The sequence below is a fragment of the Zobellia galactanivorans genome (genome assembly GCF_000973105.1).
Taxonomy (GTDB): domain Bacteria; phylum Bacteroidota; class Bacteroidia; order Flavobacteriales; family Flavobacteriaceae; genus Zobellia; species Zobellia galactanivorans.
The window spans coordinates 1,458,737-1,471,674 of the sequence record NC_015844.1 but is presented as its reverse complement, the minus strand read 5'-3'; the positions used below and the strand labels follow the sequence as shown (position 1 = coordinate 1,471,674).

12 protein-coding genes are annotated in these 12,938 nt (G+C 46.3%); all 12 read right to left on the bottom strand.

Features of this window, described 5'->3' with window-relative positions; genetic code table 11:
• Positions 1-22: 22 nt before the first annotated feature.
• The gene (locus ZOBGAL_RS05855; protein ID WP_013992603.1) at positions 23-1,627 is read right to left on the bottom strand and encodes a M1 family metallopeptidase; all 1,605 of its coding nucleotides are present in this window, start codon (positions 1,625-1,627) and stop codon (positions 23-25) included.
• Between the two features lie 31 nt (positions 1,628-1,658).
• A complete protein-coding gene (gene argH / locus ZOBGAL_RS05850; RefSeq protein ID WP_013992602.1) occupies positions 1,659-2,939 on the bottom strand; it encodes an argininosuccinate lyase in 1,281 nt (426 codons plus the stop codon).
• Between the two features lie 76 nt (positions 2,940-3,015).
• Positions 3,016-4,086 (bottom strand): M20 family metallo-hydrolase, encoded by a 1,071-nt coding sequence (locus ZOBGAL_RS05845; RefSeq protein WP_013992601.1) that lies wholly within the window; start codon positions 4,084-4,086, stop codon positions 3,016-3,018.
• A gap of 2 nt (positions 4,087-4,088) precedes the next feature.
• Complete coding sequence (gene argB / locus ZOBGAL_RS05840; protein ID WP_013992600.1) at positions 4,089-4,862, bottom strand: acetylglutamate kinase; 774 nt, start codon at positions 4,860-4,862, stop codon at positions 4,089-4,091.
• 4 nt (positions 4,863-4,866) lie between these two features.
• Positions 4,867-5,802, bottom strand: a complete 936-nt coding sequence (locus ZOBGAL_RS05835; RefSeq protein ID WP_013992599.1) for an N-acetylornithine carbamoyltransferase — start codon at positions 5,800-5,802, stop codon at positions 4,867-4,869.
• 48 nt (positions 5,803-5,850) lie between these two features.
• Positions 5,851-6,639: a glutamate 5-kinase gene (gene proB, locus ZOBGAL_RS05830; protein ID WP_013992598.1), complete on the bottom strand. Its 789-nt coding sequence runs from the start codon at positions 6,637-6,639 to the stop codon at positions 5,851-5,853.
• Between the two features lie 63 nt (positions 6,640-6,702).
• On the bottom strand, positions 6,703-7,902 hold the full coding sequence (locus ZOBGAL_RS05825) for a glutamate-5-semialdehyde dehydrogenase (protein WP_013992597.1): 1,200 nt from the start codon (positions 7,900-7,902) through the stop codon (positions 6,703-6,705).
• Positions 7,902-9,026 (bottom strand): aspartate aminotransferase family protein, encoded by a 1,125-nt coding sequence (locus tag ZOBGAL_RS05820; protein ID WP_013992596.1) that lies wholly within the window; start codon positions 9,024-9,026, stop codon positions 7,902-7,904. The genes ZOBGAL_RS05825 and ZOBGAL_RS05820 overlap by 1 nt, the downstream gene beginning before the upstream one ends.
• A 54-nt stretch (positions 9,027-9,080) precedes the next feature.
• The gene (gene proC / locus ZOBGAL_RS05815; protein WP_013992595.1) at positions 9,081-9,881 is read right to left on the bottom strand and encodes a pyrroline-5-carboxylate reductase; all 801 of its coding nucleotides are present in this window, start codon (positions 9,879-9,881) and stop codon (positions 9,081-9,083) included.
• Between the two features lie 71 nt (positions 9,882-9,952).
• On the bottom strand, positions 9,953-10,927 hold the full coding sequence (gene argC / locus ZOBGAL_RS05810; RefSeq protein ID WP_013992594.1) for an N-acetyl-gamma-glutamyl-phosphate reductase: 975 nt from the start codon (positions 10,925-10,927) through the stop codon (positions 9,953-9,955).
• Complete coding sequence (gene argG / locus ZOBGAL_RS05805) at positions 10,920-12,110, bottom strand: argininosuccinate synthase (protein WP_013992593.1); 1,191 nt, start codon at positions 12,108-12,110, stop codon at positions 10,920-10,922. The genes argC and argG overlap by 8 nt, the downstream gene beginning before the upstream one ends.
• A 54-nt stretch (positions 12,111-12,164) precedes the next feature.
• Complete coding sequence (locus tag ZOBGAL_RS05800) at positions 12,165-12,785, bottom strand: GNAT family N-acetyltransferase (protein WP_013992592.1); 621 nt, start codon at positions 12,783-12,785, stop codon at positions 12,165-12,167.
• Positions 12,786-12,938: the final 153 nt, after the last annotated feature.

Genomic DNA, 12,938 nt, shown 5'->3' with positions numbered 1-12,938 from the left:
AAATCTAGATTTTATCGTTTCTCTAATCGTTCTTTTCCTCAAACAACAGCCAAGATTCCGGGTCTAGGATTACCTTGTCGGGTTTAGAATCCATTTTTATGGTATGCTTTTTTACGGCCGTATCGATTTCTGTTGTGTAGGTCGTAATCCTACCGTCTTTTATGACCCCTATTTCCAAGGGAAATTTAAAAATGTGATGTTTTTGGAGCTGCGCTATGTTGATTTGTAGCTTTCTCTTGTTGTAACTCCAGTCCCATTTGAGTTCTGGGTGTCCTTTGGTGAAAAGCCATTGCTGAAAGAAGGTCTCTAGGTCTTCTCCGGAAACCTCCTCCATTATTTTCTGGAAGTCGGCCGATATGGCGTTCGAGTTCTGAAAAGCTTTGTAATAGGTCCGTATGCCTTTCCAAAAGCTTTCATCGCCAAGCTTATGGCGTAGCATGTTCAATACCCAACCGCCTTTTTGATAGGTGTTGACACTTAACACTTTCATCGGGTCGGTAATGCTAGGGTCTATAATGGGTGAGGGATGCTTTAGGTAGTAGTCGATGATTTGCTTGCGATCAAGCTCCAATTCTTCTTTTCGCTTCTCATTGCCGTACACACTTTCCTGATAGAGTATAGCAAAGTAGGTAGCAAAACCTTCACTGAGCCACACATGGTTCCAGTCCTTTTCACTGGCCGAATTGCCAAACCATTGGTGGGCGACTTCGTGGGCTATGAGTCCTTCTACCTCGTTTTTTCCGGTAACGGAATTTTCAAAATAGGCAATGGTACCAGCGTTTTCCAATCCGCCCCACTGGGTCTTGGCCTGCATATTGGCGAGTTTGGCGTAGGAATACGGACCAATGTTGTCGATAAAGTATTTTAATACTTTGGTGGCCACCCCGTAATCGGAAAAACCCTCAAGTCGGTTTTCGGGATATACCCAGGCCGAAACGGGAATATCGTAAACCTCGTCCAATAGTTTGCTCGCAAATTTGGTAACCCCAATGGTCACGACTTTCATGGCTACCGGGGCCGGTTCTTTATAGCTGGTGAGCTTTAGGCCGTTGCCCAGGTTGCTTTCCTCTATTTTTTCGCCCGTGGCCACCACGTCGTAATGGGCGGGGGCCGTAATCCGGAACTCTACCGATGCCTTGTCGTAAGGGTGGTCTACCGATGGAAGCCAATGCCTTGCCAAGTTCGGCCAGTTATCGCCAAAGAAGGAACGCTGTCCGAATTTGGTGGTGTCTATAACGAGTCCCCTTTCAGGAATACCTTCATACAGCACTCGGTAGGTGCGGGTTTTTTCTTCGGATGGGCCAGGGGCAATTTTTATTTTATTTCCCTCATAGCTGTAGTTGGCCGGGGTATCACCTTCAAAAACACCGGAAACATCCATACCGTAATTTCCCGATTGGGCAATGAGGTCCAAGGCAAAGGGATTTACCCCGTTTTTAAAGGCCACCGTAATTTCGGCCTCGCCCTTTATCTTGTTTGATTCGTCGGATAGGCGAAGGGCGAACACATAGTTCTGTACATCGGCGGACGTATTCCTTTGATAGGTGTCTTGGGCATTTATACTTGGCGCCACTACCATTACTAAAATCAAAAAAAATAAATGAATGTACTGTTTATGCGTTCTCATGAAGCCTTATTTCTGTGATACCTTGTCCAATTTAAGAAATCTTGTCCATCTTCCCTTTAATTTCCTCCAAACACAAATTTCCTAAACTACCTTCATGGGTATGATGAATGTCGCGTTTAGGGGTAAAGGTGCCTTCCTGGATCTCCATCCCCATTTTTTTATAGGCGTCCCTAAAGGGCATGCCGCTCTGTACGAGTTCGTTCAGTGTATCGACACTAAAGAGATAGTCGTATTTGGGGTCTTCCAGTATGCCTTTGTTCACTTTCATTTCCTTAAGGCTGAAAGTCAATATTTCCAAACAGGCCTTCATGTCCTGAATGGCGGGCACGATGATTTCCTTTACCAATTGCAGGTCCCTGTGGTAGCCACTGGGCAGGTTGTTGATGACCAAGGTCAACTGGTTGGGAATGCTCTGTAGCTTGTTGCACTTGCCTCGAACCAATTCAAAAACATCGGGGTTCTTTTTGTGCGGCATAATGCTACTACCGGTAGTCAGTTCGTCGGGAAAGGACAAAAAGTTGAAATTCTGGCTCATGTACAGGCAGATGTCCATGGCCAGTTTTGATAGGGTAGCGGCAATATTGGCCATCCCGAAGGCTGTAGCTTTTTCCACCTTGCCCCGGCCCATTTGAGCGGCGACTACGTTGTATTTCAGGGTCTCAAAACCCATTTCCTTGGTCGTAAAACTACGGTCTATGGGGAAGGAACTTCCGTAACCCGCAGCGCTTCCCAAGGGGTTTTGGTCGGCCACTTTATAGGCGGCATCGACAAAATACAAATCGTCGATAAGGCTCTCCGCATAGGCCGATAACCATAGGCCAAAAGAAGATGGCATGGCAATTTGTAAGTGGGTATACCCAGGAAGTAATACGTCTTTGTATTTCTCGGCAAGTTCCAATAACAAATCAAACAGTTCCTTGGTTCCCGATTTTATCTCGGTCAGTTCGTTCTTCAGGTAGAGGTGCATGGCCACCAAAACCTGGTCGTTTCGCGATCGGGCCGTATGTATTTTTTTACCGGTGTCCCCTAGTTTTTCGGTGAGTACGTACTCTATTTTGGAGTGCATGTCCTCAAACGAATCCTCGATGGTGAATTCACCCTTTTCAATGGTTTCGGCAATGGCATCCAATTCTTTGACCAAGTCCGAGGTTTCCTCATCGGTCAACAATCCTATTTTACCCAGCATTTTGGCGTGGGCCTGCGAAGCGATCACGTCGTACTTCGCCAAGTGCAGATCGAGTTCGCGGTCGTTTCCCACGGTGAAATGGTCTATTTTTTTGTCGGTGCTAAAGCCTTTGTCCCAGAGTTTCATTTTTATAAGTATTGAGTAATCAGTACGAAGTACAAAGTCTAAGATTAAGTGAAACTTAATACTTTGTACTCAGTACTTAATTCTGTTTTAAGAATCCTTTTAATAAGTTAATGTACAGATCAATTCCCTCTTCAATTTCATGAACGTAAATATATTCATCGGCAGAATGCGAACGGGTACTATCGCCAGGGCCCAATTTCAATGATTGACAGCTCAGGGCCGCTTGATCGGAGAGTGTAGGCGAGCCGTAGGTCTTTCTTCCCAATGCGATTCCCGACTGCACTAAAGGGTGGTTTATATCAATGGCCGAAGAGTTCAGTTTTAAAGAGCGCTCCTTTAGTTCGCAAGGTGCTTCCTTTTTTAAGATTTCGGCAATTTCACTATTCGTGTATTTATCGTTCACCCTTACATCTATAACCAAGTCTACCTGCGCAGGAACGACATTGTGTTGGGAACCTCCGTTAATTTGTGTGACCGTTAATTTTACGGGTCCGAGTGCGTCGGAAACCCTGTCGAACTTATAATTTTTGAACCACTCCAAAACTTCTATGGTGTTGTAAATGGAGTTGTTGTCGTTCGGATGTGCGGCATGCGATGGTGTACCTTTGATGACTGCATCAAAAACAACCAATCCCTTTTCGGCTATGGCCAAATCCAATAACGTAGGTTCGCCCACTATGGCTACGTCAATTTTGGGTAGGTGTGGTAAAAGTCCCCTAAGGCTATTGGGCCCGGAACTTTCTTCTTCCATAGAAGCTACCATCAAAATGTTGTGGTTGAGGTTTTCTTCGGCGTAGTAGTGTGTAAAGGTAGCAATAAGGGAAACCAAGGCGCCACCTGCATCGTTACTGCCCAATCCATAAAGTTTGCCATCCTCGATATGCGGAAGGAAGGGGTCTCGCGTATAGGCCGAATTCGGTTTCACCGTATCGTGGTGCGAATTGAGAAGAAGCGTGGGCTTGCTTTCGTCGAAGTGCTTGTTCACCGCATACACGTTATTAAGGTGTCGTTTAAAGGGAATGTCAAAAGCTTTGAACCAGTTTTCAATGGCGTCGGCAGTTTTGTCTTCCTCCGATGAAAACGATTGTATCGAAATCAGTTCCTTTAGTAATTCTATCGCTTTTTGCGTTAATGCTGCTTGTTCCATTTTTATAGGGTGAGGGTCGTGAATAAAGTAGATTTAGGGTCGAGCATGCCGATATCGCCAATACGTACCTGGTGTACGTTTCGTTTTAGGGCGTGAAAGCAATTTTCCATTTTGGGAAGCATGCCGTCAGCGATGACGTTCTGCTCAAGTAAACTTTGGTACGATTGGCTATCGATGTGTTTTACCACCGATGCGTCATCGTTTACGTCCATTAAAACCCCCTTTTTTTCAAAACAATAATACAGGGTGGTTTCGTAGTTTTCGCTCATGCCAATGGATAGTTCAGAGGCTATGGTATCTGCGTTGGTGTTCAGTAATTGTCCCTTTCCATCATGCGTCATGGCACAGAAAACAGGGGTAAGTCCCGCTTCCAAGAGTTTGGAGACCGTTGGGGCGCTCACGCCGTCAACATCGCCTGCAAAGCCGTAATCGATATCCTTTACGGGTCGTTTGTGGGCTTGAATGGTATTGCCGTCGGCGCCACTGAGTCCAATGGCATTACAGTTAAGGGATTGTAGTTCGGCCACGATGTTCTTGTTTACGAGTCCGCCATAGACCATGGTAATGAGTTCGAGGCTTTGGGCATCGGTAATGCGGCGTCCGCCGATGAGTTTCGATTCTATGCCCAGCCTTTTGCCCAGTTGGGTGGCGAGTTTTCCGCCGCCATGGACCAAGATTTTCGGGCCGTCCAATTCGGAAAACGCCTTTAGGAACTTAGAAAGTTCTTCTTTGTTTTCAATGACGTTACCGCCTATTTTGACAATGGATAATTTCATGGGCTTATTGTTCCAAGATTTTTTTCAGTACGATCTGGGCGGCATAGGTTCGGTTATTGGCCTGTTCGATGACCAGTGATCGGTCGCCGTCTAAAACGGCATCGGCCACCACAACGTTTCTTCGTACCGGTAGACAGTGCATAAATTTGGCCTTACCCACTTTTTCAGGGGTCATCGTCCAATTTTTATCTTGGTTCAGCACCTTTCCGTAGTCGCTATAGCTGCTCCAGTTTTTTACATAGATGAAATCGGCATTTTCGCAAGCCTTTTTCTGGTCGTATTCGATGGTCGCCCCCTTGGTGATCTCGGGATTGAGTTCATAGCCTTCGGGATGGGTGATCACAAAGTCGGCATCCTGTAAATGCATCATTTCTACAAATGAATTGGCTACGGCATGTGGAAGCGCCTTCGGATGCGGGGCCCATGAAAGCACCACTTTAGGACGTGCCTTGGTATTCTGTTCGGCCAGGGTAATGGCATCGGCCAAGGCTTGTAAAGGATGGCCTACCGAACTTTCCATATTCACGATAGGTACGGAAGCGTATTTTTTAAATCCGTTTAGGACTTTCTCGGCCTCATCCTCTTCTTTGTCCTTAAGTCCGGCGAAGGCCCTAATGGCGATAATGTCACAATACTGCGAAACCACTTGCGCGGCCTCCTTGATATGTTCGGAAGTGCCTTGGTCCATAACGGTACCATCGGCGTATTCCAGAGCCCATCCTTCGCTTCCAAAGTTCATGACAATAACTTCCATACCAAGGTTCATAGCGGCTTTTTGGGTGCTTAGGCGGGTACGGAGACTGTTGTTGAAGAACAATAGCCCAATCGTTTTGTCGGAACCTAGGTTCTTGTGCTTTTTGGGATCTTCTTTTAGGTCTCGGGCTTCTTCCACCCAATGGTCCAATGAATCTATGTCTTGTACGGAAAGGTAATGTTTCATTTGTGTTCTGTTTCTCTGGCTGTTCTAATTTTTTTCTATGGATTTGCTTCAGTGGCCTTCTAAAAAGTGGCCGTCCTTGGTTTTGATCTTCGTATGCTTTCCCGATCCCCCAAGGGCATCGCTTATAAAATTGTCGTTAAGGCCGTTGACGATCCAGGTTTCAATGCCGGCCTTTTGGGCAATGGTTGCGGCCTCTACTTTAGATTGCATGCCGCCCGTACCGTGTGACGACTTATGCGAGCTGATCTCTTGTTGCAGGCTATCGATGCCCAAAACTTCAAAAATCGTTTCGGGTTGCCCGTTTTCAATTGAGGTTTTGGTATAGATACCGTTGGTATTGGTCGCGATCAACAAAAGGTCGGCCTTGAGCAATGCCGCGGTCAATGCGGCCAGTTTGTCGTTATCGCCAAATTGGATCTCATCGGCGGCTACCGTATCGTTTTCGTTAATGATCGGAATAAAATTGTTGCTGGCCAAAATATCAATGGTGTTCTTGATGTTTGCCTTTGATTTCGGATTCTCAAAATCGGAGTACGATAAAAGGCATTGGGCCGCAAATAGGCCGAGTTCCCTAAAACTTTCCTGAAACATACGCATCAGGTGGGGCTGGCCAATGGCCGCCAAGGCTTGTTTTACGTTAATGTCCTCTCCGTTGTGCTCCAACTTTACGAACTGTTTGGCGGCGGCAATGGCCCCCGAACTTACGATGATAAATTCATAGTCGTCTTTGAGCGAAGCGATCTGCCTCCCTATATCCTCTATCTTTCCCCTAGAAATCTGATCGGTTTCCTTGGTTAGGGTGTTCGAGCCTATTTTTAATAAGATCCGTTTTTTCATCGGTGTTCTATTTCATCGTTTATGCCGAGGCGCGAATGCTGGTCGAGCCCTCTGGCCGTATTCCTACCTTCGGGTCTGGCCGTCTCCTTTTACATACCATTTATTGGTGACCAAATGCTGAAGTCCGATTGGGCCTCGCTGGTGCAATTTATCGGTGCTGATGGCCAGTTCGCCACCTAGGCCAAATTGGCCCCCGTCGGTAAAACGGGTGGAAGCGTTATGGTATACGGCGGCCGTATCAACATTGTTCATGAAGTATTCGGCCGTTTCGTCGTTGGCCGTGATGATCGCTGCGGAGTGCCCGCCACCATAAGTGTTTATTTTAGATATGGCATCTTCGATATCGGAGCTTTGTCCGATGGCGATCTTATAATCTAAAAATTCCTCGTACCAGATCTGTTCGTCGTCTATGGTCTTTGTGCCTTCCATACCTGAAATGGCCTCGTCGGCCAGAATTTCGACCTTGCTCTTTTGCAACTCTTGGATCAAGTGTTGGAGGAATTGCTGTTTTCGGGGCAAGTCGGAAGAAACAAGTACTTTGTCCAAGGCATTGCAGGCCGATATTTTGGTTGTCTTCGCGTTGATGATGATGTCTATGGCCATCTCTAGGTCGGCCTCATGATCGATGTAAACGAAGTTGTTTCCGCGTCCACTTACGATAACGGGGCAGGTAGCGTGCGCTTTTACGAAGGCGATCAGCCTTTCGCCTCCCCGAGGTACGATAAGGTCTATTTTTTGGTTGGGCTTTTCGAGAAAAGCCTGCGTTTCGGTTCTGTTGAACTGCAAATAAGTCACCCAGTCCGTTTCGGCTCCGTTGGCCTCTAGGGCCTTATGCCATAAATCGACAAGGAATAAATTGCTGTTCAACGATTCCTTTCCTCCCTTTAATAGGATTTTGTTGCCCGATTTAAAAGCGATTCCGGCCGCTTCGATGGTAACATCGGGCCTAGATTCGTAAATAATAAGAATGGTTCCGAAAGGAGCCGTTTTATTGCTTACGTGCATACCGTTATCGTGGGTGAAACTAAAGCGTTCGACACCCAAGGGATCTTCTTGTGCCGCAAGTTGCTGCAGGCTCAAGATCATGCCGTCTATTTTTTCTTGGTCGACCTTAAGGCGGTCCCTCATGGCAAGGTCATCGCCCGAATAGCTGTCCAAATCTATTTTATTGGCCGCCAAGATAGCGGTCCGTTCTTGTTCGAGCAATTGGGCCATGTCGGAAAGTACGGCATTGCGTTGTTTTATGTCCAATAATAAACTCATTACAATTCTGCTTTTAAGGCGGTGAAAAAAGTGTCTAAATGGGCTTTGGTAATATTTAAGGCGGGAAGTACGCGCAACACATGTTTGTCTTTTGCGCCCCCGGTGAATAGTTTTTGGTTGTGGATCAAGTTTTTTCTTAGGCCGGCCACCTCAAAATCGAATTCAAGGCCTAGCATAAGGCCTTTTCCCTTTACTCTTTTGATTTGTGGGATATCTGCGGCCAGGGCCTTGAAGTAGCCTTCCAGATGGGCGGCATTTTCAATGAGCTTTTCGTCTTCCAAGACTTCCAAAACGGCCAATGTGGCCGCACAGGCCAAATGGTTCCCCCCAAAAGTGGTGCCTAGCATTCCGTGGGAAGCCTTAATGTCTTCGTGGATCAAAATGCCGCCTACGGGGAAGCCGTTCCCCATACCTTTGGCAACCGAAATAATATCGGGTTGAATGTCGTGGTGTTGAAAAGCAAAGAATTTACCGCTTCGGCCGAAACCACATTGTACCTCGTCTGCGATCAGTACCGTTTTATTGGCCTTGCAAAGCGATGCCACTTCTTGGTAAAACTCGGTGCTAGGTTCGTCCAATCCGCCAACCCCTTGTATGGTCTCTATGATAACGGCGCAAACATCGCCTTTTTCAATTTCCACCTGAAAGGCCTGTAAGTCGTTAAAGGGGAGAAAGGTAACCTTCTGTTGTAAATTGATCGGTGCGTTTATCTTGGGATTGTCCGTAGCGGCAACAGCCGCGGAAGTACGCCCGTGAAACCCATTGGTGAAGGCAATGACCCTAGATTTTCCGGTGTGGAAAGAAGCCAGTTTTAAGGCGTTTTCATTGGCCTCGGCCCCTGAATTGCACAAAAACAGATTGTAATTTTCACAATTGGAAAGCTGTCCGAGTTTTGTGGCCAATTCCTCCTGCAAGGGATTTTTTACTGAATTGCTGTAAAACCCTATTTTGTTCAACTGCTCGGTGATGCGCTTTACGTAATGCGGGTGGGAGTGGCCAATAGAGATTACGGCGTGACCTCCGTAAAAATCTAAGTATTCCGTTCCCTTGTCATCGGTTACTACTATTCCCTGTGCCGAGACTGGGGTTACATCGTATAATGGGTAAACATCGAATAAATTCATAACTTTTACTAGGGTGCGACGCTTGTGTTCTACACCTAATTTTAGCGAGACGTTCTACAACTGATTCTCTTTGATTCTACTGATTTTTTCATAGGAAGCCACAATCCCTTGGATAAGGGAGGAGCTTAGCCCCTGGTGTTCCATTTCGTTCAAACCTTGAATGGTACAGCCCTTTGGGGTGGTAACCTTGTCGATTTCCGCTTCCGGGTGGCTGCCCGATTCAATTAACAAGCTGGCAGCGCCGTTACAGGTGTGCATGGCCAATTCCTGAGCTTCCTTGGCATCGAAACCCAGTTGGATGGCCCCTTGGGTCGTGGCCCGTATCAAGCGCATCCAAAAGGCAATTCCGCTTGCGCAAATAACCGTAGCGGCCTGCATTTGTGTTTCGGGTATTTCCATGGAATGCCCCATACGGTTGAAAATGGCCTTGGCCAAATCGATTTTCTTTTTGCCTTTTTCGTTACTGCAGATACAGGTCATTGATTGCCCTACCGAAATAGCGGTGTTGGGCATACTTCTGATAATATTGTGGTCGGTACCCAGAATGCTTTCCATTTTTGCAATGCTGAAACCGGTAATGGTAGAGATCACCACATGGTTTTCGGTAAGCAGATCCTTGGTGCTTTCCAGAATATTTTCGAGCTGACTGGGCTGCACGGCCAAAATAAGGATGTCGGAATTCTTAACGGCTTCCCGGTTGTCTGAAGTGATGGTTACATTTCCATACTTTTCATACTCTTCTATCTCGGCAGTGTTTCTCTTCGTGAGATACATGGTCGTGGCACCGTTCGAATTTAAAATTCCCTTCGCAATGGAAAGGCCTAAATTCCCGGCTCCTATGATGGCTATTTTCATTTTTGATATTTTGGTTGTTTCCGCTTTATGGTTGACGTGGACTTTACGCCACGGAGCTTTTTTCTTGTGTTCTAAAATACGCCCGCCTTAAGGTTAAGGCCAATGCCTTCGCCCAATCCGAAAATCAGGTTCATGTTCTGTACCGCCTGGCCCGATGCCCCTTTCAATAGGTTGTCTATGGCCGAGGTGATAAGCAAGGTGTTTTCATGCTTGTGCAAGTGAACGTGGCACTGATTGGTGTTTACGATTTGTTTTAAATGGATGGGCTCTTCGGCTACCTGTGTAAACAGTGCATCTGAGTAAAAGCCTTTGTAGAGGTCGATGGCTTCTTCCAGACTACCGTCGAATTCGGTATAGGCCGTCGCTAAGATTCCCCTTGCGAAATTACCGCGGTTCGGCAGGAAAAACAGCTCTCCAGAATCGGCTTGCAAGAATTTTAAATTCTCGTTGATCTCTCCCAAATGTTGGTGGGTAAAGGGCTTGTACCAGCTAACGTTGTTGTTCCTCCAGCTGAAGTGCGATGTGGCCGACGGACTAACGCCTGCACCCGTACTACCGGTAACGGCATTGATATGTACCGTATGCCCCAGTTTGTTCGCTTTGGCCAAGGGAAGGAGTCCCAATTGAATGGCCGTTGCAAAACAACCGGGGTTGGCAATGTAGTTCGCCTTCTTTATCTCTTCCTTTCTAAGTTCGGGGAGTCCGTAAACAAATTTTTTGCCTTCAAAAACGGCATCGGCCTGCAACCTGAAATCGTTGCTGAGGTCGATGATCTTGGTGTTTTCGGAGAACTGGTTTTCCTGTAGGAACTTAGAGGAATTGCCATGGCCCAGACATAGGAATACAACGTCTACATCGGGATTGATGCTTCCGGTGAATTCCATTTCGGTCGTGCCCAACAGATCGGCATGGGCCGTTGTAATTTTCTTGCCCGCCCGGGTAGTGCTGAAAACAAAATCTATTTCGGCCTCGGGGTGGTGCAGTAGAATTCGTATTAATTCCCCACCTGTATAACCCGAACCGCCTATAATACCTGCTTTAATCATCACTTGGGTTTACGTGGTTGTATATTTTTCCGGCGTTGGACTGTATTTTGATAAAGCCCTTGGCCTCGTCGGCCGTCCAGCCTTTGTTCATTTCGCCATAGCTTCCGAAGGAGGCGTTCATTAAATCGTGTTTCGAGGAAATACCGTTCAATCGGAACTGGAAGGGGTACAATCCTACGAAAACGTCGCCCGAAACCGTTTTTTGGGTGTCGGTCAAAAAGGCTTCGATATTTCTCATTACGGCATCGAGGTAATTGCCTTCATGCAATAGCATGCCGTAGAAGTTGCCCTGCTGTTCTTTTTGGAACTGTTGCCACTTGGTCAAGGTGTGTTTTTCCAGAAGGTGGTGGGCTTTGATAATGATCAAGGAAGCAGGAGCTTCAAAACCTACCCGACCTTTGATCCCGATAATGGTATCGCCCACATGGATGTCGCGTCCGATGGCGTATTTAGAGGCCAGGGCGTCGAGTTTAATGATATTGTTTACGGGAGTGTCTTCTTTGCCGTCTATGGCCACAAGCTCGCCCTTTTTGAAGGTGAGTTTCACTTCGGTCGGGTTCTTTTCCTGTAACTGGCTCGGGTAAGCCGAATCGGGCAATGGTTTTTCCGAGGTCAGGGTTTCTTCCCCTCCAACGGAAGTACCCCAAAGTCCCCTGTTGATAGAGTATTTTGCCTTTTCCCAAGAATATTCGACACCGTTTTGTTTCAGGTATTCAATTTCTTCCTCTCGGGCCAGTTTCTCGTCCCTGATCGGGGTGATGATCTCAATCTCGGGGGCAATGATCTGAAAGATCATATCAAAACGTACTTGGTCGTTTCCTGCACCCGTACTACCATGGGCAATATATTCCGCGCCTATTTTTTTGGCATAGTTTACAATTTCAATGGCCTGTACGATGCGTTCGGCACTTACCGAAAGCGGATAGGTGTTGTTCTTTAGAACATTGCCAAAGATGAGGTATTTTACCACCTTGTCGTAAAAGGTTTGAACGGCGTCTATGGAAGTATATGAACTAGCACCCAATTGAAGGGCCTTTTCTTCGATTTCGGCTATTTCTTCCTTGGAGAAACCTCCGGTATTTACGCTTACCGCGTGTACGTCAAAACCTTTTTCCTGTGATAGATATTTAGCGCAGTACGAAGTGTCTAATCCGCCGCTGTATGCTAAAACTAATTTTTTCATATTAAAAGATGTATTGTCTGGGCCATAATCGTATGATTTGCTGGCCTATTATGATTATTGGTTCGTTTTCTTTTTTAGAAAAAGCGATTCTTTAATGCTTTTGAGTCTTTTGAACGCTTTGCTGTTCACTTCCTTTTTGATCACTTTTTTTTCTTTATCCCCATCGTAGAGCATGCCGGTACAGAGGCACATTTTGCGTTCGGTACGGGTAAGGATGTCAAAATTTTTGCAGGTCTGGCAGCCTTTCCAGAATTCGGGATCATCGGTCAGTTCAGAAAATGTAACCGGTTTGTATCCGAGTTCGTAATTCATTTTCATTACGGCCAGTCCCGTGGTTATGCCGAAAATTTTGGCATCGGGGAACTTTTCCCTCGAAAGCTCGAAGATTCTTTTTTTGATTTTTTTTGCCAATCCTTGATTTCTATAATCGGGATGGACAATAAGGCCAGAGTTGGCTACGAATTTTTCGTGCCCCCATACTTCTATATAACAGAAGCCAGCAAACTTGTCTCCGTCTAAAGCAATAACGGCATTGCCGTTTTCCAAACGTTTCTGAATATATTCCGGTGTACGCTTGGCTATGCCTGTGCCTCTTACCTTAGCAGATTCCGTAATGGTATCGCTAATGATCTGGGCGTATTTAACATGTGACTTGTTAGCAATAATTAATTTCATTGCCAAAAGGATTTAAACTGTAAAAAATAATGAATTGTTGGTTGTTGTGCGGAAATGGACTCACCTATTCCCATGAAATATGAAACACCCTTACGGGCGACGGCGACGAGAAAACGGGCGAACGGGAGCAAGGTTGCTCAAGGTATTAGATAT